General features: G+C 35.8%; 19 protein-coding genes and 1 pseudogene. 18 read left to right on the forward strand and 2 right to left on the reverse strand.

All coding sequences use genetic code 11. The features are described 5' to 3' along the window. Window positions 1–7 precede the first annotated feature (7 nt). Window positions 8–805, reverse strand: a complete 798-nt coding sequence (locus BUE84_RS22510) for a DUF2797 domain-containing protein (protein WP_079243577.1) — start codon at window positions 803–805, stop codon at window positions 8–10. An 89-nt stretch (window positions 806–894) separates the two neighbouring features. Between BUE84_RS22510 and BUE84_RS22515 the strand changes: the two genes are divergently transcribed. The 11 genes and pseudogenes from BUE84_RS22515 (at window position 895) to msrA (ending at window position 16,697) form a co-directional block, all read left to right on the forward strand. Next, on the forward strand, window positions 895–1,923 hold the full coding sequence (locus tag BUE84_RS22515; protein ID WP_079243578.1) for a GDP-mannose 4,6-dehydratase: 1,029 nt from the start codon (window positions 895–897) through the stop codon (window positions 1,921–1,923). A 136-nt stretch (window positions 1,924–2,059) separates the two neighbouring features. After that, on the forward strand, window positions 2,060–2,281 hold the full coding sequence (locus BUE84_RS22520; RefSeq protein WP_002662059.1) for a DUF2795 domain-containing protein: 222 nt from the start codon (window positions 2,060–2,062) through the stop codon (window positions 2,279–2,281). Between the two features lie 123 nt (window positions 2,282–2,404). After that, the gene (gene secA / locus BUE84_RS22525; RefSeq protein ID WP_079243579.1) at window positions 2,405–5,479 is read left to right on the forward strand and encodes a preprotein translocase subunit SecA; all 3,075 of its coding nucleotides are present in this window, start codon (window positions 2,405–2,407) and stop codon (window positions 5,477–5,479) included. A 151-nt stretch (window positions 5,480–5,630) separates the two neighbouring features. Then, window positions 5,631–7,820, forward strand: coding sequence for a TonB-dependent siderophore receptor (locus BUE84_RS22530; RefSeq protein WP_079243580.1), 2,190 nt, complete (start codon window positions 5,631–5,633; stop codon window positions 7,818–7,820). Between the two features lie 33 nt (window positions 7,821–7,853). Continuing rightward, window positions 7,854–10,064: a TonB-dependent siderophore receptor gene (locus tag BUE84_RS22535; RefSeq protein WP_079243581.1), complete on the forward strand. Its 2,211-nt coding sequence runs from the start codon at window positions 7,854–7,856 to the stop codon at window positions 10,062–10,064. 40 nt (window positions 10,065–10,104) lie between these two features. Next, entirely contained in the window at window positions 10,105–11,304 is a 1,200-nt protein-coding gene (locus BUE84_RS22540; protein WP_079243582.1) for a PepSY-associated TM helix domain-containing protein, read from the forward strand. A gap of 98 nt (window positions 11,305–11,402) precedes the next feature. Continuing rightward, a pseudogene (locus BUE84_RS25080) lies at window positions 11,403–11,684 on the forward strand (TonB-dependent receptor plug domain-containing protein); the annotation flags it as partial. A gap of 288 nt (window positions 11,685–11,972) precedes the next feature. Beyond that, the gene (locus BUE84_RS22545) at window positions 11,973–13,418 is read left to right on the forward strand and encodes a TonB-dependent receptor (RefSeq protein ID WP_409993853.1); all 1,446 of its coding nucleotides are present in this window, start codon (window positions 11,973–11,975) and stop codon (window positions 13,416–13,418) included. Window positions 13,419–13,469: 51 nt separating this feature from the next. After that, complete coding sequence (locus BUE84_RS22550; RefSeq protein WP_034693861.1) at window positions 13,470–14,681, forward strand: PepSY-associated TM helix domain-containing protein; 1,212 nt, start codon at window positions 13,470–13,472, stop codon at window positions 14,679–14,681. 79 nt (window positions 14,682–14,760) lie between these two features. Next, window positions 14,761–15,729, forward strand: a complete 969-nt coding sequence (locus BUE84_RS22555) for an ROK family protein (RefSeq protein WP_034693864.1) — start codon at window positions 14,761–14,763, stop codon at window positions 15,727–15,729. Window positions 15,730–16,142: 413 nt separating this feature from the next. Continuing rightward, window positions 16,143–16,697 carry a peptide-methionine (S)-S-oxide reductase MsrA gene (msrA, locus tag BUE84_RS22560; RefSeq protein WP_079243583.1) on the forward strand — a complete coding sequence of 185 codons (555 nt, stop codon included), beginning with the start codon at window positions 16,143–16,145 and terminating at the stop codon, window positions 16,695–16,697. 29 nt (window positions 16,698–16,726) lie between these two features. Here msrA and BUE84_RS22565 read toward each other — a convergent pair whose 3' ends face one another. Continuing rightward, window positions 16,727–17,569 carry a hypothetical protein gene (locus BUE84_RS22565; RefSeq protein ID WP_079243584.1) on the reverse strand — a complete coding sequence of 281 codons (843 nt, stop codon included), beginning with the start codon at window positions 17,567–17,569 and terminating at the stop codon, window positions 16,727–16,729. A 402-nt stretch (window positions 17,570–17,971) separates the two neighbouring features. On the opposite strand from BUE84_RS22565, the gene BUE84_RS24510 reads away from it, so the two are divergent. The 7 genes from BUE84_RS24510 to BUE84_RS22590 all read left to right on the forward strand — a co-directional run bounded on the left by BUE84_RS24510 (window position 17,972) and on the right by BUE84_RS22590 (window position 22,832). Then, window positions 17,972–18,139 (forward strand): hypothetical protein, encoded by a 168-nt coding sequence (locus tag BUE84_RS24510; RefSeq protein ID WP_158521394.1) that lies wholly within the window; start codon window positions 17,972–17,974, stop codon window positions 18,137–18,139. A 47-nt stretch (window positions 18,140–18,186) separates the two neighbouring features. Next, complete coding sequence (locus BUE84_RS22570; RefSeq protein ID WP_079243585.1) at window positions 18,187–19,842, forward strand: hypothetical protein; 1,656 nt, start codon at window positions 18,187–18,189, stop codon at window positions 19,840–19,842. 13 nt (window positions 19,843–19,855) lie between these two features. Next, window positions 19,856–20,521: a response regulator gene (locus BUE84_RS22575; RefSeq protein WP_079243586.1), complete on the forward strand. Its 666-nt coding sequence runs from the start codon at window positions 19,856–19,858 to the stop codon at window positions 20,519–20,521. A gap of 144 nt (window positions 20,522–20,665) precedes the next feature. Next, window positions 20,666–20,836 (forward strand): hypothetical protein, encoded by a 171-nt coding sequence (locus BUE84_RS24595; protein WP_167595400.1) that lies wholly within the window; start codon window positions 20,666–20,668, stop codon window positions 20,834–20,836. Between the two features lie 65 nt (window positions 20,837–20,901). Continuing rightward, window positions 20,902–21,240, forward strand: a complete 339-nt coding sequence (locus tag BUE84_RS22580; protein ID WP_079243587.1) for a YegP family protein — start codon at window positions 20,902–20,904, stop codon at window positions 21,238–21,240. Window positions 21,241–21,245: 5 nt separating this feature from the next. Next, entirely contained in the window at window positions 21,246–22,316 is a 1,071-nt protein-coding gene (locus tag BUE84_RS22585) for a type I restriction endonuclease (RefSeq protein WP_079243588.1), read from the forward strand. A gap of 12 nt (window positions 22,317–22,328) precedes the next feature. After that, window positions 22,329–22,832, forward strand: coding sequence for an SH3 domain-containing protein (locus BUE84_RS22590; protein ID WP_079243589.1), 504 nt, complete (start codon window positions 22,329–22,331; stop codon window positions 22,830–22,832). The last annotated feature ends 9 nt before the right edge of the window (window positions 22,833–22,841 follow it).

The following is a 22,841-nucleotide window of genomic DNA, read 5'->3' on the forward strand; positions in this document are numbered from 1 at the left end:
ATATAGATCAGTTCTTTATTTCCAGCTCTATTACATACCCTTCATGTCCTCTTACATTGATAAAATTGCCTCCTTCAAATCCAAGATACTGACCTTTAATTCCAGTAAGCTTTCCTGTAAACTCAGGTTTTTTATCTAATGTAAATGATGAAACTTTTTCCGGTTTTTCAAAAGGATAGTCAAACATCCACAGTTCTTCTCCTTCGCTATAAAATTTCTGAAAGTCTTCAGGAAAATATTCTTTTATTTTTTGTCGGAAATCAGCTAGATCTACTTCTCCTTCAAAATCGTCCTGCAGCATTTTCCTCCAATTGGTTTTATCCGCCAGATGTTCTTTTAAAGCCACCTCTATCATTCCTGCTTCATAACGGTTTTCCGTTCTTGCGATAGGCAATGCAAAAGTTGCACCCTGGTCAATCCATCTTGTAGGAATCTGTGTATTTCTGGTCACTCCTACTTTTACATCTCCTGTATAAGCAAGATAAACAGTGTGTGGTTGCAGCTGAATTTGTTTTTCAACTTCCAGATCTCGCTCTGCAACTCCTAAATGAGCTGTAGAAAGTTCAGGACGAATAATGGTATCACTGGCATATGGGCTTTCAAAAAAGCAGCTTTTGCAGAATCCCATTCTGTAAATAGGCTTATTCAGTCCGCAATTTACACATTGAAATCCGGTATGTTTGATACTTAACTCTTTTCCAAACAGCTCATTCATATGGATCAGATCTCCAGAAAGATTGAGGTAGTATTGAATTGGCTTAGCATCGACGCTTGTCATCTTTAAAATTTGCCCTTGAAACTGCATATTATATTTATATTACTTTTTTAAGTAAATTTAATGATTATATTTTTCAAAAAGTAAAATTTATATTTTTGTACTAATAAAAAATACAAATGGTTTATCTTGTAACAGGCGGTAGTGGGTTCATCGGTTCCCATTTAGTTGAACGATTATTAAGAAATGGACATTCTGTCATAAACATTGACAATTTTGATGATTTCTATGACTATCAGGTAAAAATTAAAAATACTTTAGAGTCAATCGGTAAAAATTCGGATTTTGAATTCTCGGATAAAGAGACGGATATTCCGCGTTTGGTTTCCCTCACTCATTCTGACCAATATTTCCTCTATTGGCAGGACATCCGTGATAAAAAAGGTCTTGAAAACATCTTTAAGAATCATCATATTGATATGGTAATTCATCTGGCAGCACTTGCCGGAGTGCGTCCCTCTATTGAACGCCCTCTTGAATACGAAGAAGTAAATGTACGGGGTACTATGAATCTTTGGGAACTGTGTAAGGATTTTAATATTAAAAAATTCATTTGCGCATCTTCTTCAAGTGTTTACGGAAATAATGAAAAAGTTCCTTTTGCAGAAACAGACAATGTAGACAATCCTATCTCACCCTATGCAGCAACCAAGAAAAGTGGAGAGGTTATAGGGCATGTTTACCATAATCTATACCATATAGATATGATCCAACTCAGGTTCTTTACGGTATACGGACCAAGACAAAGACCCGATCTTGCAATCCACAAGTTTGCCAAGCTTATTTCCGAGAATAAGGAAATCCCTTTTTATGGTGACGGAAATACGGCAAGAGACTATACGTATATAGATGACATCATTGATGGAATTACCAAATCTATCCTTTATCTGGAAAACAATTCCGGGGTTTATGAAATCCTAAATCTGGGAGAAAACCAGGTAATTACTTTATCTGAGATGGTGACCACTATAGAAATGGCACTTGGAAAAAGTGCTATCAGAAAAATTCTGCCAATGCAACCTGGTGATGTCACAAAAACGAATGCCGATATTACCAAAGCAAAGGATTTAATAGGGTATAAACCTGCCACAGACTTCCAAAATGGCATAAAAAAATTTGTGGAATGGTTTTTGAGAAAACGACAATAAGTAAATTGCTGACACAGCTGCCAGCCAGTTTGTGACAGTCATTTATAAGAAAATATTATAAAAAGAATTGAAAATCAAGTATAAAAAAGTTTATTATACAACCTATTTTTATACTTTTGCAAAAAATTAGAAAATTATGTACTGGACATTAGAATTAGCTTCATATTTAAGTGACGCACCTTGGCCAATGACAAAAGCAGAGCTTATTGACTACGCAATCAGAACTGGTGCACCAATGGAAGTAGTAGAAAACCTTCAGGCAATCGAGGACGAAGGAGAAATTTATGAATCTATCGAAGAAGTATGGAGTGATTATCCTACTGACGAGGATTTCCTTTGGAACGAGGACGAATATTAATAAAGCGATAAGCTTTAGGCTGCTTGCTTAGAGCTTTTTTGCCCTTTTTATATATTAATTTACACGATAAGTGTTATTTAAAACGCTTAAAGCATTTTGCATTAAGCATAAAGCAAAAAATTTATGAGTTTTTTAAACAAAGTTCTTAAAGGGTTTTTGGGAGACAAGAAAGCGCAGGACCTAAAAGAAGTAAAAAAAGTTGTAACAAAAATCAGAGCTGTAGAACCTAACATTCAACAATTGTCGGATGATGGGTTGAGACAAAAAACTGCTGAGTTTAAAGAGAATATAAAATCTGCAACCAGTAAGATCACAGCTCAAATAGAACAGATAAGAGAGCAGATAAAAACTTCAACCAATGTTGATGAAAAAGAAGCTCTTTTCACAAAAATTGAGGCTCTAAAGAAAGAATCATACGAAATTGAAGAGAAAGTTCTGGTTCAGGTTCTTCCCGAAGCTTTTGCATTGATTAAAGAAACGGCAAGAAGATGGGCTCAGAATGGAGAAATTCGTGTAACAGCTAGTGACTGGGATAGAGAACTTGCTGCTACAGGAAAAGATTTCGTTAGCATTCAGGGAGACACAGCTGTTTGGAAAAACTCATGGGACGCTGCCGGAACTCCTGTAGTTTGGGATATGGTCCACTATGATGTTCAGTTTATCGGAGGGGTTATTCTTCACAGTGGTAAAATTGCCGAGATGGCAACCGGTGAAGGTAAAACTTTGGTAGGAACATTACCTATTTATTTAAATTCACTTCCGGAAAGAGGAGTACACGTTGTAACCGTGAACGACTATCTTGCAAAAAGAGACTCCGCATGGATGGGACCTCTTTATCAGTTCCACGGAATGTCTATCGATTGTATCGATAACCACCAGCCAAACTCTGACGGAAGAAGAAAAGCATACAACTCAGATATTACTTATGGAACCAACAACGAATTCGGTTTCGATTATTTGAGAGACAACATGGTGACATCACCTTCAGAACTGGTACAAAGAGAACTGAACTTTGCTATCGTGGATGAAGTTGACTCTGTATTGGTAGATGACGCAAGAACACCATTGATCATTTCCGGTCCGGTTCCTCAGGGAGACAGACAGGAGTTCGATGTTCTTAAACCTTCTATCGACAGAATTGTTGAAGTACAAAAGAAAACCGTTTCTACCATTTTCAATGAAGCGAAAAAATTAATCGCTGCAGGAAATACAAAAGAAGGTGGATTCAAATTACTTCAGGCATACAGAGGTCTTCCAAAAAACAGACAATTAATCAAATTCTTATCGGAAAGCGGAAACAGAGCATTGCTTCAGAAAGTTGAAGCACAATACATGCAGGACAACAACCGTGATATGCCGATCGTGGATAAAGATCTTTACTTCGTCATCGAGGAGAAAAACAATCAGGTAGACCTTACAGACAAAGGTGTTGAATACATGTCTCAGGGTAACTCTGATCCAAACTTCTTCGTACTTCCGGATATCGGAACTGAGATTGCTGAAGTAGAAGCTAAAAACCTTTCTAAAGAAGAAGAGTTTGAAGCAAAAGAAAGACTTTTCTCTGATTTTGCTGAAAAATCTGAGCGTGTTCACACAATGAGCCAGCTATTAAAAGCATACACATTATTTGAAAAAGATGATGAGTATGTAGTCATTGATGGTGAAGTAAAAATCGTTGATGAACAGACAGGTCGTATCATGGAGGGACGTCGTTATTCTGACGGTCTTCACCAGGCAATCGAAGCGAAAGAAAATGTAAAAATTGAGGCAGCTACTCAAACTTTTGCAACGGTTACGCTTCAGAACTATTTTCGTATGTACAACAAGCTTGCGGGAATGACAGGTACTGCTGAAACTGAAGCTGGAGAGCTTTGGGAAATCTATAAATTAGATGTGGTGGTAATTCCTACCAACCGTCCTATTTTAAGAAATGACAAGCAAGACTTGGTTTTCAAAACTAACAGAGAAAAATATAATGCTGTAATAGAGGAAATTGAAAAATTAACAGCACAGAAAAGACCAGTATTGGTAGGTACTACTTCTGTTGAAATTTCTCAATTACTATCAAAAGCACTTCAATTAAGAAAGATTCCACACCAGGTATTGAACGCGAAGCTTCACAAGAAAGAAGCAGAGATTGTAGCTGGAGCAGGACAGCCGGGAGTTGTAACCATTGCAACCAACATGGCAGGTCGTGGTACGGATATCAAGCTTTCTAAAGAAGTAAAAGATGCAGGAGGTTTAGCGATCATCGGTACAGAAAGACATGATTCAAGACGTGTTGACAGACAGTTAAGAGGTAGAGCGGGACGTCAGGGAGATCCTGGAAGTTCTCAGTTCTATGTATCTCTTGAAGATAACTTAATGCGTTTGTTCGGTTCTGAGAGAATCGCTAAAATGATGGACAGAATGGGTCATAAAGAAGGAGAAGTAATTCAGCACTCTATGATCAGTAAGTCTATTGAAAGAGCTCAGAAGAAAGTGGAAGAAAATAACTTCGGAACAAGAAAGAGACTTCTTGAGTACGATGACGTAATGAACAAACAACGTGACGTAATCTACAAGAGAAGAAAAAATGCTCTATTCGGAGACCACTTGAAATATGATATCACGAATATGATTTTCGATGTTGCTAATTCTATCGCTGCGAAAGGAAAAGCTTCAGGAAATTATAAAGATTTTGAATATGAAATTATTAAAACATTTACTATGGAATCTCCGGTTTCTCAAAGTGATTTTAATAATAAAAATGTTCAGGATCTGACGAATATCTTATTCAAAGCAGCTCAGGAAGACTACAAAATGAAGCTGAACCTATTGAAAGAAAAATCATTCCCAATCATTGAGAATGTATACCAAAATCAAGGTTCAATGTTCAAAATGATCCAGGTTCCTTTCACAGACGGACACAAAACAATGACAATTGTAGCTGATCTTAAAGAAGCTTACGATACTCAGTGTGAAAGCTTAGTGAATGATTTTGAAAAGAATATCACTTTATCAATTATTGATGAAAACTGGAAGCTTCACCTTCGTGAGATGGACGACTTAAGAAGATCTTCTCAGGGAGCTGTATACGAGCAGAAAGATCCACTGGTAATTTATAAGCAGGAATCTTTCCACTTATTCAGTGAAATGATCGATAAATTAAACAAAGAAATTATTTCTTTCTTATATAAAGGAGAAATTCCGGCTTAAGAAAAATTTAATAATATCATACAAAAACCGCTCTGGCATTGGCCATAGCGGTTTTTTGTTATTCAGTATATAATAATTTTATGATAAATATCAATCTCATTATTTATTTAGAACAGTTAAAAATAATATATTTGCAGAAAATTTGACTTTCATGAAAAATGTACTGATCTGTGCTTCCGCACTGGGAACAATGCTGGTTTCTGCCCAAAAAAAAGATACATTAACCACTAAAAGCATTGACGAGGTAATCATCAATACATATGTAAAGAAAGATAGTGAATACTCTAATAAGATGCCTTTAAAAGCTATAGAGGATCCTCAGGTATATTCTTCCATTGATAAAGGAATACTGGAAAACCAATTATTATTTACCGTAGATGATGCTTTCAGAAATGTAGCAGGTGCCCAGAAAATGTGGAGTGCTACAAACAGAGCAGGAGATGGAGGGATCTATCTTAATTTAAGAGGTTTTGTAGCCGGAAACTCTATCAGAAATGGTATGGTAGCTCCTATTACTACTTCTATGGATGCTATTAATGTAGAGCGAATTGAAGTTTTAAAAGGACCTTCTGCTACCTTATTCGGAAGTAATGTGACCTCTTACGGAGGAGTCGTGAACAGAGTGACTAAAAAACCATTTGAAACTTTTGCAGGTGCTGTTTCTCTGGCAGGTGGAAGCTATAACTACTACAGAGTGCAGGCAGATGTAAATGCTCCTCTTACGAAAGATAAAAAATTATTATTCAGATTAAATACAGCCTATACCAACCAGGGAACCTTTCAGAGAACCAATGCAAAGAACTCTTTCTATGCATTCACTCCATCCCTTACTTACCGTCCTACAGATAATTTAGAGATTAATGCTGAGCTGGAAATGTTTGAAACCAATTCATATCCTGAAACCGCTTTCTTCTTTTATTATCCGAGCTCACAACTTGGAGCAGACAGTATGGACAAACTGGAGAAATTGGGTTATAACTATAAGCAGTCTTATACCGGAGAAGGTCTTAAAACTGTTGGTAAAGCAAGAAACTTCTTTGGACAGGTTAACTATAAGATTAATGAGCATATCAAATCCTCTACGAATGTAAGTACTTCTTATTCTTACTCAGACGGATTTAACCCCTATTTCTATTTTGCTCCAAACCCTGCAAACAGTTCAGAAATTGGAGTAGCAAGAGCTGACCAGTCGACCAAAGACAGCAAAAGAACGTATTTCCAGGTTCAGCAGAACTTCAATTTTGATTTCAATATCGGAAATGTAAGAAACAGAACGGTAGCAGGTTTTGATTATATGAGAATGAATGATAATCAGTATTTTCTATTTACAGATTTTGACTGGGTACCATTTAATGCCACAGATTATTCTAATATGAATGGCCAGACATTGGGAGCAAAATACACTGCACTACAAAGCGGATCTGATTTTGAGAAAAACAATACTTATATAAATACTGGTAAAAAAGATACCTATAGCGGTTATATTTCTAACGTTATAACACCAATAACCGGTCTTAATATTCTTGCTTCTGTAAGATACGAAAGTATAGATTTCAAAGGAGGACAAACCGGACAAATTCCAACTAAGGCATATAATCAAGGAGCTTGGTCACCTAAATTGGGAATTGTTTACCAGATCATTCAGGATAAAGTATCTGTTTTTGGAAATTATCAGAACAGCTTTACGAGCAATGGATATTATATTTCAGATGCAGATTCTAATGTGACATTGTCTGATCCGGAAACCGCTAACCAGTTTGAAGGAGGGTTCAAAGCAAGCCTGATCAAAGGAAGAATCAGTACAACATTAAGTTATTATAATATCAAAGTAAAAAATACTCTTCTTAATGTTGGTTACACATCACAAGGAAGAGCAATTCAAAGACAAGCAGGTTCACTTACCAGCCAAGGAGTAGAATTGGAAGCAAATGCTTATCTGATCAAAGGATTCTCCGTTATCGCCGGAGTAAGCTACAATGATATGAAATATACGGAAGCTGATGAAACAGTAATCGGAAGAAGACCTGCTACGGCATCATCTCCATGGCTAGTTAACTTCAATGCAAGCTACCAGTTCCTTGACGGAAAATTAAAAGGATTAGGATTCGGAGTTGGAGGAAACTATGCGAGCGACAATAAAATTGTTAACTCTACAACGATGGGTACTTTCATCCTTCCAAAATATCTGGTATTGAATGCTAACGCATTTTATGATACTAAAAAATTCAGAATCGGGGTAAAAGTAGACAACTTTACGAACGAACACTACTGGAGCGGATATACAACTGCTAATGCTCAGGCTCTTGCCAATGTATTAGGTAGTTTCACTTATAAATTTTAAAACTGTTAGAATAAATTATTCCCCTTATAAACAATGAAAAGAATAACAATAGGAGCTGTATTATTAACTTCCATGTTAAGTTTTGCACAGGAAAAAAAAGACACCATCAAATCCAACGATATTGAAGAAGTAGTTGTTAACGGAAGATATTATAAAAAATATGTAGAAAAACAAGGTTCTTCTTCTCTTCGACTGGATGAAGCTCTTATCAAAATACCTCAAAACATTTCAATTATTACTAACAAAGCTTTAGAGGATCAACAGGTAACGACTTTAAGCGATGGAGTTCTAAGAAACGTTGCCGGAGCTCAGAGATTAGAACACTGGGGAGATATGTATACAAGAGTCAATATGAGAGGTGCTAGAGCAGCAGCTTTCATGAATGGAGTAAATGTAACTTCAAATTGGGGACCTCTAAGTGAAGACATGAGTTATGTGGATCACATTGAATTTATCAAAGGGCCTTCAGGATTCTTAATGTCAAACGGTGAACCAAGCGGTATTTATAATATTGTGACTAAAAAGCCAACAGGAAATGCTTTGAATGGTACCGCAAGAGTAACATTAGGAAGCTTTAATATGTACCGCGGAGAGGCAGATGTTGATACTAAAATTACCGATAAAGTAGCTTTTAGGTTGAATTTAATGGCTCAGAATAAAAACAGTTTCAGAGACTATGAATTCAATGACAGATATATTATCAATCCTTCATTAAAAGTAAAGCTAAGTGATAAAACAACTTTAACGGCTGAATATATTTATCAGAAAGCGAAAATGTCTGAGGTAGGTTCAGCATATGTATTCAGTTATCAGGGATATAAAGCAAAGCCTGTTGAATATACTCTTACAGATCCCGGCATTGACCCAACTAAAGTTGATAACAATACAGTAAATGTCAATTTACAGCATAATTTTAATGAAAACTGGAAATTAACTTCCCAGTTAACGTATGTAAACGAATATACGATGGGAAGCGACCTTTGGCCAAGTATGTTTGAAGGAAACTATATGATTCGTCGTTTAAATTATTGGGAAGCTGATAATACAATGAAATTTGGGCAGGTTTTCTTAAATGGTCTTGTAAAAACCGGACCTGTTTCACACAAAATATTAGCTGGACTTGACCTTGGAAGCAAAAAATATATGGCGGACTGGTCACAGGGATATAATTTGGATAAGTTTAATGCGAATGGAGATTTTGATGCCATCAATAATAATGTGGCTGATCACAGCTATTGGTATAACATTGATACCAATAATTACGATAGTAATGGAGAAGGTTCTTATTATGGGCCAAACAATACTGCAGCTTATAAAACATTCAACAAATCTACTCCACTTTCAGTAAGAGCAGGTGCTGGTAGTACAATCGATCAGAAATATACAGGATTATACTTACAAGATGAACTAGGTTTCTTCAATGATGCATTAAGACTTACATTAGCAGCTCGTTACACCAATGTAAAAGAAGTAAACTACGGAACAAAGTCAGAAGCCAACAGAATTACTCCTCGTATTGGATTAAGCTACTCTATAGACGAAAATATGTCTGCTTATGCATTATATGATCAGTCATTTGTACCACAAGCAGGTTTGTTCAGAGATGGAACAACAGCGTCACCACTAACCGGGAATAATATTGAGGTAGGGTTCAAGAAAGATTGGTTTGCCGGTAAATGGAATACTGTCCTTTCATTATATAACATTAATAAAAATAATGAAATCACAGGTGATCCGGACCTCACAAATAATCCGAATGGCAAATATTCTATTCTTCTTGGAAAAACAAGAGTACAGGGAGTAGAATTTGATCTTAAGGGAGAAATTGTAAAAGGATTCAATGCGATCTTCAATTATGCCTTTACAGAGAATAAATTTACAGAAACAACAGCTACAAGAAAAGAAGGAGACAGAGTTCCCGGATATGCTAAACATACAGCAAATGGCTGGCTAAACTATACTTTCAGTAATAATATTCTTGAAGGTTTCGGTTTAAGCTTCGGAGGAACCTATATGGCTGATAGAAGCAGCTGGGATTGGGGAAGTAAAAACACCTTACAAATGGATGATTATGTAAAATTTGATGCAGGGGCTTCTTGGGAAAATTCAAAATTCAGAGTGAACTTCAATGTATTTAATATCTTTAACAGGTATTTATATTCTGGTTCACCGTATGCAGGATATTACTACTATCAGGCAGATGCTCCAAGAAATTTCAGATTATCAATAGGATATAAATTTTAAAAAATCAGAGGTTAGCCCCTCATGGGGTTAACTTTTTGCTATGAGAAAAAAGCATCACCATAAAAAGAAAGCTCCTTCAAAAAAATGGTCTGCCAAGCTGCATTTGTGGTTGGGTTTGTCTGTTGGTTTCATTGTATTTATAGTCTCTCTTTCAGGGACATTATATGTTTTTAAGGATGAAATACAGAATAGCTTACGTAAAGAAGCCATTGATCTGAAAAAAGAGGATATCGGGACAAACCCTTTACCTATTCATCTGCTTCGTGAAAAAGTATCATTGGAACTTAATGAAAAATATCCTGTAAGTGCTGTAGAAATTCCTTTGGATAAAAATAAATCCTACCAGTTTGAGTACTATGAAAAAAGCAAAAAGGGATGGAACTATTTCCAGCAGGTACGTATCAATAAGAAAGCTTATGTGAATCCGTATAACGGGCAAATCCTTGCTGTTTATAATGAGAAATATGATGTATTCAATATTTTGAAATATATCCACTGGGGACTTTTGCTTAATTCAGAATGGGGACCGTATACTGTAGGAATTCCAACCGTGCTTTTCATCGTTATGCTGATAACAGGAATTATTTTATGGTGGCCTAAAAATAAAAATGCCAGAAAAGGACGCTTTTGGTTCAACTGGGAAAATGTAAAAAACTGGAAGCGTAAAAACTACGATCTTCATAATATCTTAGGATTCTATGCATCATTTATTGCATTGCTATTAAGTGTTACAGGGCTTTATTTTGCGTATCCTTATGTAAAAAACACCTTTACTTTTGCTTTATCTGGTTCATGGGAACTTCCAAAAGAAAAGGAAAGAAAATCCCCAGACTCATTGATGGCAAAGAATGAAGCTGTTTTTGATCTCGCTGCAGCACAGACTGAAAAACTGTATGCAAAATCATCCAGCTTCAGAATTACCCTAAACGGAAAGAATAAGAAAGGAAAAGAACTGAAAAATCTTCCGGTAACAGTTTACGGAATGGATGGAAGATACAGTGAAAGAAACATCCTGACATTCGACAAATACTCTGGAAAACTACTGGCCAACAAACCTCATCACAAACTTACTACTGCCGAGAAATACTCCAACGCCAATTATGACATCCATACCGGATCCTACTTCGGAATCATTGGAAAGATCATCTGGTTTATGGCCGGCCTCACATGTACATCACTCCCTGTAACCGGATTCCTGGTTTGGTGGGGAAAAAGAAAGAAAAAAGGAAAGAAAATATAATGAAAAAAGTGCTTTTATCAGCTGCCTGCTTAGGAACTACTACCGTTTTTGCCCAGGTAAAAGATAGTTTACAAACTAAAAATGTAGACGAGGTTGTCATGACGGCCTCCAGAAAAAAGGAAAACATTAAAGAAGTTCCAAGCTCCATTACCGTAGTGGGAGAAAAGCAGATTCAGTCTCAGCTGACTGTGAACTCAGACATTACAAGCATTCTGCAATACACTGTTCCCAGTTTAGGAACCAATTCAGGGCAGACTTCCAATTCGGGACAGACATTAAGAGGTCGCCAGGTTTTGGTTTTGATTGATGGAATTCCACAGTCTACCCCACTTCGTAACGGTGCAAGAGATTTAAGGACTATTGACCCTTCAGCCATCGAAAGAATTGAGGTGATCAAAGGAGCTTCTTCCATCTATGGTAACGGAGCAGATGGAGGGATCATCAATTATATTACAAAGAGAAACAAAACAGATAAAAAGATTTCCGGAATTTCACAGATTGGTCTTACAGGACAGCCTTATGGTGGTACTTTAGGAGTAAGAGCCAGCCAGCTTTTAACCGGAAAGATTAAGAAGTTTGATTATACCCTTTCATTAGCCTACGAAAGAACTGGATATACAAAGGACGGAGATGGCGTTTTAATAAGCCCTACTTATAGTATTGCCAAGATGGACAACTACAACGGCTTGCTGAAGGTAGGGTATGACATTAATGAAAATCAAAGAATTGAAGCGTCTTACATTGGTTATTCTTCAAGATCAGATCTGAATGTAGGATTAAAAACCGGAAAATACGGTACCACGCCTACCATTGGTGAAGGAATTGGAAAAGGATTGGAAACAACCCCTCAGGGAACTCCAAAAAATCACAACATCCGAGTGAGCTATGACAATAAGAACCTCTTTGCAGGAACTTCTTTGAATATTAACCTTTACTATCAGGATTTCAAAACAGTTTACGGATACAGCGATACCTTTTTCAATGGTGGACAGTCTAATGTAATTTCAAAAAAAGCAGGAGCAAGATTCAATTTTGATACTCAACTTTGGAATTCAGCCAATTCTCAGGCAGAAATCATATATGGAGCTGATATTCTGAATGATGAAACGGTACAAAAGCTTGAAGACGGACGTTTCTGGACTCCGAATATGAACATGACTAATATTGCACCTTTCGTATTGGCAAAAATTGATCTGTTTAAAAAGTTCACCATCAAAGGAGGACTTCGTTACGAAAACATCAAAGTAAATGTAGATGACTTCAATACACTTTCTACCCTTAAAAGTGACGGAACTTTCACGAAAAGCATTCCTGTTGCAGGTGGAAAACTGAACTACAATGCACTGGTAGGAAATATTGGTGTCCGTTACAATATTGAACCTTATATCAATCTTTTCGGAAGCTTCTCTCAGGCCTACTCTATCAATGAATTAGGAAGAATCTTAAGAACCTCAACTTCCGAAACTATCAAAAGTCTGGAGACAAAACCAATCATTGTCAACAACTACGAATTGGGAGCTACAGGACAACTTTCCAGCTGGCTGAACTATGAATTAACTTCTTACGTGAGTACCTCTAAACTGGGAGCATCATTCGTACAAAGTCCGGACAGAGCATTAATGATTCAGAGATCTCCCGAGATTGTATACGGGGTAGAAGGATTTTTACACTTTACGCCTACAAAATGGATTCAGTTTGGTGGAAGTTACAGCTGGATGGAAGGAATTACCTCTGTAAAAGACGACGGCGATTATTCAACCAAGATTAACAACAGCAGAATTTCTGCACCTAAAGTATTGGCTTATGTTCAAGCAAGACCTGTTCCTGCTCTATCCGTTGGTCTTGATATGCTTCACTCTTTCCAACAAAACAGATTCGAGCCTAATGCTAAAACGGGATTGTATGCTTATGGTGAAGGATATGTTCCTGAATATACTGTCTTTAACTTCAAATCAAGTTATGAAGTTAACAACAACTGGAGACTGTCATTAGGTGTTGAAAACATTTTTAACAAAGTATATCAACCCGCTATTTCATGGTGGACAGCAAGAGACAGTGACTTCACGAATGCTCTTGGACTAAGAGGGACATTCATGATCGAATATAAATTTTAATTAATCTAAATAAAAAGTAAAGCATATCTTTGCTTTACTTTTTACTGTTATATGAAGAAAAACCATCATCATAAAAAGAAACCGGGCTTTTTCAAAAAATGGTCAGCTAAGCTGCACCTTTGGTTCGGATTGGGAATAGGATTTCTGATCTTTATTATCTCTATTACCGGAGCATTATATGTATTTAAGGATGAGGTGGAAAACATCACCCGAAAAGATGTCATCTACCACCATGAGCAAAATATTGAACAGAAACAGGTTCTTCCTATCAGAGTGATGGAAAAGGCTGTCGCACAACAGGTAAAAGAGAAATATCCTATCCACTGGGTAAATGTTCCTATTGACAAAACGCAATCTTATATGTTCTTCTGGTATGAGCATAATACAGATGCCTGGAATTATTTTGATGAATTTCCTATCTATAAACAAGCTTATGTAAACCCGTACACCGGGAAAGTACTAAGAGTTTATGATGAGAAAAACGGATTCTTCAATATTGTAAAAATGATCCACTGGAGCTACCTTTTGAAACAGGACTGGGGAACTTATGTAGTAGGAATTCCTGTTATCATTTTTATCATTATGCTGATCTCCGGGATTATCCTATGGTGGCCAAAGAACAAAGCAGCAAGAAAACAACGTTTTGCCTTCAAATGGAAAAATATTAAAAGCTGGAAACGAAAGAATTATGATCTTCATAATGTCTTAGGATTTTACGCATCTATATTTGCTTTAATCTTTTCTATTACCGGATTATTCTATGCATTCTTTGTGGTGCAGGCAATGATCTATGTGATATTTTCCGGTGGAGAAACCAAGTATCCCGACTTCTCACACATTAAAACAAAAGCTCCTATTGAGCTGAGAACAGAAGGAACACTGGATAAAATCATTAATACTGTACAGACAAAATATCCGGATTCTTATGGTTTTGCTATAGATTTGGGACATCCGCATATGGATGACCACGAACATCCCAACTTTGAGGTGTATGTGAAACACCTTTCTTATTCTTACCATAAAAGCAGCAGCTTAATCTTTGATGAAAACTCTGGAGAATTGCTACACACTCATGATCCAAAAGATAAAAACTTTGGAGAAAAGGTTGTGAGTGCCAATTATGATATTCACGTAGGAGCTATTTTAGGACTTCCTACTAAGATTATTGCTTTTATTGTAAGTATTATCTGTGCTTCTCTTCCGGTTACCGGATTTATGATCTGGTGGGGAAGAAAAAAGAAAAAACCAATAAAAACAGCTTAAAGTATTAAATAAAACCTACTTAATAATCCATTAATACAATCTTTTTTATAATTTTAGCCCTTAGAATTTAATAATAGAAATGTCATTAATAGATTTATCAAAACAAGTTGCCCTTGGAGTTGACATCGGCGGAACCAATACTAAATTCGGAATCGTAAATCACCGTGGTGAAGTTCTGGATAAAGGAAATCTGAGAACTGATGCCTATGACAAAGTGGAAGATTTCATCGATGCTTTATATGAACATGTTCGTCCAATGATGGAAAAGTATGGTACTGAAGCACACTTTGACGGAATCGGAGTAGGCGCACCAAACGCGAACTATTACAAAGGAACCATAGAACTGGCCCCTAATCTTCCATGGAAAGGTGTTATTCCTTTCGCTGAGCTGATGACGGCAAAATTCGGTCTTCCTTGTACAGTAACCAATGATGCCAATGCTGCAGCACTGGGAGAAATGCTTTTCGGAGCTGCAAGAGGAATGAAGGATTTTATCATGATTACCCTGGGAACAGGAGTAGGAAGTGGAATTATCGCTAATGGAAGCTTAATCTATGGACATGACGGGTTTGCCGGAGAATTAGGACATACGATTGTAAAACCAGGCGGAAGAAAACACTGGAGCACAGGTTCTGAAGGAAGCCTGGAAGCCTATGCTTCTGCTACAGGAATTACCATTACAGCAAAGAAAATGAGAGCGGAGTTCCCGGAATCTATGTTGAACCAATATCCTGAAGATGAGATCAATTCTAAAACAGTATACGAATGTGCTATCAAAGAAGACCCAATTGCTATAGAGGTTTTCAGATATACAGGTCAGAAGCTGGGTGAAGCAATAGCTAATTTTGTAATGTTCTCTTCACCAGAAGCTATTCTTTTATTCGGAGGAGTAATCAAAGCTGGAGATTTTATTTTAAAGCCTGCCAAGCTTCATATGGAAAGAAACCTTCTTCCAATTTTCAGAAATAAAGTGAAACTGGTATTCAGTGAACTTGACGAAGCAGATGCTGCCATTCTTGGAGCGAGTGCTTTGGTTTGGGAAAAATAACTGAAAGCCTTTTAAATAATATAGAGCATCCTTTTTAGGGTGCTTTCTTTTTTCCCGCAGATTACGCAGATTTTCACAGAGGATTGGGCTGTATTTTTATTGTGTTTATTTGTGAAAGCATTAGTGCTATTCGTGTTTAAAATTAAAGTGCTTCGACCCCGCTCAGCATGACAATGCTAATACTAACCTCTTTAAAATATTTTGCGGAGAGTAAACGAGAGTATTTGCATTCTCTTTTCCTTGTGCTATTTGTGAAAACATTGGTGTTATTTGTGTTTAAAATCATTTGTCACATCTATCATTGTAATTTGAGTTTAAGACGCAAAAGCACGTTCAAATGAAAAAGTTTTTCATATTTTTGATTGGCCTTTTCCGGATTAGGAAAGGATAATAAAACAATATAATTACCCAAAATGGATAACAATAATTTAGAACAGATTACTTTCGGAGGTGGATGTTTCTGGTGTGTGGAAAGCTGCTTCAATATGCTTAAAGGAGTACAATCTGCTATTTCAGGATATTCCGGCGGACATAAAGATAACCCGACGTATCAGGAAGTTTGCACTGGAGAGACAGGACATGCAGAAGTGGTTCAGATCACTTATGATCCTGCTGTTATTTCTTACGAGCAGTTAATGGATGTATTTTTCTTTCTTCATGATCCTACTCAACTTAACAGACAGGGAAATGATATCGGAACCCAATACCGTTCTGTAATTTATTATAAAGATGCTGCTGAGAAAGCAAAAGCTGAGGAAGCCATCAAAGTGTCTCAGGAATCAGGAAGATGGACTGGAACGTATGTAACAGAATTAACCCAATTCGACAAATTCTGGCCGGCAGAGCAATATCATCAGGGATATTATAATGAGAACCCAACACAACCTTATTGCAGCGCTGTGGTAGGTCCTAAAATCCAGAAGTTTAAAAAGCATTTCGGGGAACTGGGAATGCTGAATGCAGAGTAATACAGAGCGAAGAGAAATCTTCGCTTTTTTTATGGATATGAAATATTCATATATTTTTTAGCACTGTCTCCGGCATATTTAGTAAGCATATGTTTTGATGCATTGTCCAGATCTTTTCCATTATCCGGATTAGTTCCATCTATTGTGAAAAATTCTACTATATTATCAGATTTTGAATACCAAACTTTTCCAAAAGCGTTTTTCACAGTTAATGTATCAGGTCTGGTGATCTTCTTAAAATACTTAAGTTTTACAGTATCTATAGGGATAACTTGATGATGAGGATTTTTATCCTCACAGGATGTTATCTTATATTCAGTCCCATCCCAATACATACAGTTTCTCTCTACTACCAGATCATTGAATAAACTTAATCCAATAACATTCTCCACCTTATCCTTTCTTTTAGGCAAATTGTAGTTTCCTAATAAAACGCTACATATAAGAAGTATTCCGACAACACCCAATCCATTTTGTTTCATGAATTCTGGTAGATTGAAATGTTGAGTAATAAAAATTCTTATACCTTTTCCAAACAGCTCATCATTTTCATCTACATCAATTCTTACAGTAGTTGACTTCTCTTTTTCCTCTTTTTTAATAAATGCATTGGAAAAATGGGTAAAGTCTCTATAACCTACATATTCACTAAGCTTATTCAGAATTTTTAGATCTTTTATGTTGGGCTCATTATTATCTCGAATGCAAGCATTATAATATCGAACAAATGTCTTTTCATTAATTATAAATTTCCATTTTTTTTCAAAATGGTCAACAAGTTCTTTACACCAACCATTCTTAGTGCTTTCAGCGGGAAAATCTTTTCTTGCCTTCTCAAATACCTCATGAATTAGTAGTTTTTTCTTGGACATATATAGTTTTTTCAGTCTTTACAAAATAGGTGATTATCTCTCATACCACATTACGGATTCCCATAAAGAATTCGTTGTCCATTTCGTGTCCATAGATGTCCAGAACGTGTCTAACACCTGCGTCATGTTTTGTTGCATCTTTGCTTCAGAAATCAGTGACAAACAAAACATTACAAAAACAAATTTACAAAACTGATTTCGAAAATCACCAGATAAAACGGAGGAAAAACTCCGGGTTGGGAAGCAGATGTTTCTCCTCCGTTTTTGAAGGTTCACTTCCCAAAAAATTTAGAAGCGCTTCAATTTTTTTTAAACGTATAAAACTATCTGCGATCTGCTTCGCAGGGAAGAATACGAATGCTTTAACAATAAATTTTTTGAAAAATGTTAGAAATTATATTGATGCTATTCGGTTTAGCATTCTCAAACAATACTGCCAATACAACAACAACAAATGATAATGACCCAATAACTGTAACAACTCAGAATTTAGGAATGGGAGAAGACCCGGATACGGGAGGTAGCGATACGGGAGGAGATACAGGTCCAGTTCTACCACCTAAAAAATAAAAAAACAAACCGTTCTTTATTAGAGCGGTTTTTTTTATTTTAGTGAGATGATACGATATTTATTTTTTATTCTGTTATTTTTTATTGCTTGTGAAAAGAAAATAGTCATTCATAATGCTCCAGAAGCAGATAAATTATATGATGAAGGAACCAGTCTTCTCCTCAAAGATAATATTGAAGCCTATAAAAAGCTTCAGGAAGCTTTAAATTATTATTATAAAACAAGAGATTCTTCTAATATTTCTAAAAGTTTGATATGCCAAGCAATAGCTCAAAAATATACTGGTGATATATTTGGGGCAGAAGCTACTTTAGTAGATGCCCTCACTTTTATGAAAGAAGGAGATGAAAGTCTTTATTCTGCATATAGTACGCTTGGAGATATAAAATATGCACAAAAAGAATATGCATCTGCGGAAGAATGGTACGCCAAAGGTCTTTCTGAAAAAAACACTTCTGAAAAGGACAAATTTGATATGCTTAATAATAAAGGAGCGGCTGAATACAGACAAAAGAAATATTCAGAGGCTTTAAAAACATTAAGAAGTATAGACCCTAAAAATGTAAATGATATCAATCTAAAAAATAGAATAAAAGAAAATATTGTATATACTCAATGGCTTCAAGATAAAAATTATCCTGCTCAATCAGAATTTGAAGAACTCCTAAAACTTAAGTTAAAAAACAATGACAATTGGGGAGCAAATTCTAGCTATTCGCATCTAGCTGAAATAAATCAAGATAGCAATCCTAACATCTCTTTATATTATGCACACCAAATGCTCAATACAGCTGAAAAAATAAAAAGTCCTGACGATAGACTAGAAGCAATAGAAAAAATATCATTAGTTGACAATCCTTCTAATGCTATTAAAAACTTTAAACAATACAAGCATCTATCAGACAGTATTCAAAGTTATAAAAATGACAATAGAAACAGGTTTGCTTATATAAAATATGATGGAGAAAAGAAGGAAATAGAAAATCAAAGATTAAAGGCTGAAAAGGTTGAAAAAGAATTTCAATTACTTTGGCAATATTTTCTTTCAGGGCTACTTGTTGCTCTAATAATCATTATTATCATTTTATATAAAAAAAGGCAAAAAAAACTTCAACAAGAAAAAGAAATTGAAGTAAAAAATACCCAGCTTAAAATGTCCAAAAAGGTTCACGACGTAGTTGCCAATGGGATTTATCAGGTGATGACAAAAATTGAAAATCAGGAACATTTTGATAGGGATAAAGCACTTGACGAACTTGAATTTGTTTACGAAAAATCCAGAGACATTTCCTATGAAAAACCTGATGCTAAAGACATTGTAGAGTTTGATGAAAAAATATCCGGACTTATTGGTTCTTTCAAAAACGAGGATGTGAATACCTTTCTGGCTGGAAATGAAAAAAATATCTGGAACGGAGTGAATGATTCAGCGAAAGATAATGTCTACCAGGTAATCCGTGAGCTTTTGGTGAATATGAAAAAACACAGCCATGCAAGCCTTGTTGCTTTTAAATTTGAAAGAAATAGTAACCTTATCAAAATTCAATACACAGACAATGGAATAGGTATCCCCGGAGATCTTTCCTACAAAAATGGATTGAGGAATACGGTTTCCCGTATTGAAAACATCGACGGAGAAATTACTTTTGACAACACAACAGAAAAAGGGTTGAAGATTTATATTTCATTCCCTGCATCGTAAAAAAACAAAAAGAATGTTCAAAAAAATTTTAATAGCCGAAGACCACGAAAGCAGCAGTATCTCTGTACAGAAAACATTAGAAGATCTCAACATTATCAATGCAGACTATGTGTATTATTGTGATGATGCCCTAGCCAAAATTCAAAAATCTATCCGGGAAAATGATCTATACGATTTGTTGATTACTGATCTTTCCTTTGAAGAGGATCACCGTGAACAAAAAATTAAAGATGGTAAGGAGCTTATCAGTGCTACCAAAGAGCTACATCCTTCACTGAAAGTCATTGTCTTTTCAGCAGAACACAGATCCGGGATTATAGATTCTCTTTTCTCAGAATATGGAGTCAATGGCTTTGTTCGTAAAGCCCGAAATGATTCCAGAGAGCTGAAAAAAGCAATCGCTTCTGTATACGTTAATGAAAACTATCTTTCTCTTGATCTCAAACAAGAAGTAAAGAAGCTGAACAGCTATGAGTTTTCAACCTATGACATTACGCTGGTCTCTCTTTTGTCTCAGGGAGTTCTTCAGAAGAATATTCCTGTGTATCTTCAAAATAATGATATCAAACCCAACAGCCTGAGCAGTGTAGAGAAAAAGCTCAACAACCTAAAAGAAGATCTTCAGATCACTAGTAATGAGCAGCTTGTTGCTTTTTGTAAAGATTTAGGGATTATTTAAGCCTCTCCTATTAATCCTGTGATATACAAACCTTTCATTTTTGAAAGGTTTTTTTATGAAGTAATTGCAGTTTACGGTTTTCCGTAATGAATCAAGATTTAATGCTCATAATTTTGAAGTGTTAAACCAATAAAAATTTTTGCAATGGAAAAAAAACCATTAGGAACAAAAGCAAAGACAGGAGAAAACTGTCCTGAATCTGGAGTTTGGAAAGTCGTTGGAAACCCGTCTACTACAGCCCCAATTTCAAAAGGAAATAGAATGCCTCCTTATGATGCAAAAGCAGTTACCTGGGAATTAATTCGGTACGCTTAACTAAGTCTTTATTTCCAGCGATTATTAATAAAAATATCGCTGGATTTTAATTAAAAAAAATAATCATGGGAAAATTTATCATCACACAAAGAATCAACAAAGAGTATCAGTTTAATCTGAAAGCCGGAAATGGTGAAATTATTTTAACTAGTGAAGGGTATGTTCAGAAAGCATCATGCCATAAAGGTATCGAATCTGTAAAAGTCAATTCTCAGGATCTTTCAAGGTACGACAGAAGACTTGCAAAAAATGGAAAAGACTATTTCGTTCTAAAAGCAAGAAACGGTGAAATTATCGGGAACAGCCAGATGTATAGTACAAAATCTGGAATGGAAAACGGTATTGCTTCTGTAAAATCAAATGCCCCGACAGCTGCAATCATTGACGAAACTTTAAAAAACTAAACACTATGGATCTTAAAATTAAACTGGAGCAATTGCAGCAGAAAGTAATGGGGCTTAAAGACCAGATCGGAACTGAAGAAGCCACAAAGAATGCCTTCGTAATGCCTTTTATACAAATTCTGGGATATGATATTTTTAATCCCACAGAAGTGGTTCCCGAGCACGTTTGTGATATCGGAACAAAAAAAGGAGAAAAGGTAGATTATGTGATCAAAAATAATGATGAACCTATCTTCATTATCGAATGCAAACACTGGAAGGAAAGTGCAGATGCCCATAATTCACAGCTTCACAGATATTATCATGTTTCGAAAACGAGATTTGGTGTTTTGACTAATGGTATCGTGTATAACTTTTATACAGATCTGGAAAAGCCTAATATTATGGATGAGAAACCATTCTTCACTATTAATATTGAGGATTTAAAAGACAGTTCCATTAAAATTCTGGAAAGCTTCACCAAGAAAGATTATAACCTGGAAAGCATTCTTGATTCTGCAGAAGCATTAAAGTATATCAAAGCTATCAGAAAAGAATTCGAAAAGGAAATTGAAAATCCATCTGATGAATTAGTAAAACTTTTAGTAAGCCGTTTCTTTGAAAAGCCTTTAACGGCTAATAGAATGATTTCTTTTAAAGAGTATGCTAAAAAAGCATTAACTACTTCTATTAATGAATCGATCAGTTTCCGGTTAAAGTCCGCATTGAGCATCAATGAACAAATAGAAAAAAAGGAAGACGATGTGAAAACATCACAGTCTATTGATCAAAATAACGATTCTAGAATTATCACCACAGAAGAAGAGTTGGAAGGTTTTCAGATTGTAAAAGCCATTCTGAGAGAGAAAATTCCTTCTTCGAGAATTGCCTATCGGGATACTTTATCCTATTTCGGGATTTTATTAGATGACAATAACAGAAAACCACTTTGCAGATTACACTTCAATACAACAAATAAATATCTGGAAACTTTCCACAACGGAAAAGAAGCAGGAGAAAAGATTTTATTGAATACCCTTGATGAAATCTATAATTACAGAAATCAGCTTCATCTGACGCTGGAAAACTATGGATAAAAATTAATAGCCATGAAAAAACTAATTCCATTCATATTACTCATCTTCACTTTATTTCCATTAATTTCTTGTTTTAAAGCCAATGACAATGTAGGATACGGTGGGAGATGCACCGGTTCCGCCAATTGTACGGCCTGTTCAAATTGCTCAGGCTGTGGACACTGCAGCAGCGGAGGAGCCTGTGGAGTCTGCCGTGGTGGATCTTCCGGGAGGAGCTCTTCAAAAAGCAAGTCTAAAAAAGATAAATCTTCGGATTCCTACAAATCTTCAAAGCCCCACACTGGTAAACCTCCAAAAGTATTTATTGATAAGGTAAACATCAATCTTAACAACAGATACATTGCAGGCACTGCAAAAACAAATGTTTATGAAAAACCGACTTTTAAATCTAAAGTAATAACAACAGTTCCTAAAGATACCAGACTAACACAGCTCTCAAAGGAAGGATCATGGTATAAAGTACAGGTTAAATCAAGTAGAAAAGTAGGATATGTTTTCAATAAAGATGTCAAATAATCAAAAAAC

This window comes from Chryseobacterium indologenes, assembly GCF_002025665.1.
Lineage (GTDB): Bacteria > Bacteroidota > Bacteroidia > Flavobacteriales > Weeksellaceae > Chryseobacterium > Chryseobacterium metallicongregator.

Bases quoted from the DNA above. Each gene is read 5' to 3' on its own strand.
- BUE84_RS22510 (WP_079243577.1), bottom strand. From the start codon at position 805: ATGCAGTTTCAAGGGCAAATTTTAAAGATGACAAGCGTCGATGCTAAG.
- BUE84_RS22515 (WP_079243578.1), top strand. From the start codon at position 895: ATGGTTTATCTTGTAACAGGCGGTAGTGGGTTCATCGGTTCCCATTTA.
- BUE84_RS22520 (WP_002662059.1), top strand. From the start codon at position 2,060: ATGTACTGGACATTAGAATTAGCTTCATATTTAAGTGACGCACCTTGG.
- secA (WP_079243579.1), top strand. From the start codon at position 2,405: ATGAGTTTTTTAAACAAAGTTCTTAAAGGGTTTTTGGGAGACAAGAAA.
- BUE84_RS22530 (WP_079243580.1), top strand. From the start codon at position 5,631: ATGAAAAATGTACTGATCTGTGCTTCCGCACTGGGAACAATGCTGGTT.
- BUE84_RS22535 (WP_079243581.1), top strand. From the start codon at position 7,854: ATGAAAAGAATAACAATAGGAGCTGTATTATTAACTTCCATGTTAAGT.
- BUE84_RS22540 (WP_079243582.1), top strand. From the start codon at position 10,105: ATGAGAAAAAAGCATCACCATAAAAAGAAAGCTCCTTCAAAAAAATGG.
- BUE84_RS22545 (WP_409993853.1), top strand. From the start codon at position 11,973: ATGGACAACTACAACGGCTTGCTGAAGGTAGGGTATGACATTAATGAA.
- BUE84_RS22550 (WP_034693861.1), top strand. From the start codon at position 13,470: ATGAAGAAAAACCATCATCATAAAAAGAAACCGGGCTTTTTCAAAAAA.
- BUE84_RS22555 (WP_034693864.1), top strand. From the start codon at position 14,761: ATGTCATTAATAGATTTATCAAAACAAGTTGCCCTTGGAGTTGACATC.
- msrA (WP_079243583.1), top strand. From the start codon at position 16,143: ATGGATAACAATAATTTAGAACAGATTACTTTCGGAGGTGGATGTTTC.
- BUE84_RS22565 (WP_079243584.1), bottom strand. From the start codon at position 17,569: ATGTCCAAGAAAAAACTACTAATTCATGAGGTATTTGAGAAGGCAAGA.
- BUE84_RS24510 (WP_158521394.1), top strand. From the start codon at position 17,972: ATGCTATTCGGTTTAGCATTCTCAAACAATACTGCCAATACAACAACA.
- BUE84_RS22570 (WP_079243585.1), top strand. From the start codon at position 18,187: ATGATACGATATTTATTTTTTATTCTGTTATTTTTTATTGCTTGTGAA.
- BUE84_RS22575 (WP_079243586.1), top strand. From the start codon at position 19,856: ATGTTCAAAAAAATTTTAATAGCCGAAGACCACGAAAGCAGCAGTATC.
- BUE84_RS24595 (WP_167595400.1), top strand. From the start codon at position 20,666: ATGGAAAAAAAACCATTAGGAACAAAAGCAAAGACAGGAGAAAACTGT.
- BUE84_RS22580 (WP_079243587.1), top strand. From the start codon at position 20,902: ATGGGAAAATTTATCATCACACAAAGAATCAACAAAGAGTATCAGTTT.
- BUE84_RS22585 (WP_079243588.1), top strand. From the start codon at position 21,246: ATGGATCTTAAAATTAAACTGGAGCAATTGCAGCAGAAAGTAATGGGG.
- BUE84_RS22590 (WP_079243589.1), top strand. From the start codon at position 22,329: ATGAAAAAACTAATTCCATTCATATTACTCATCTTCACTTTATTTCCA.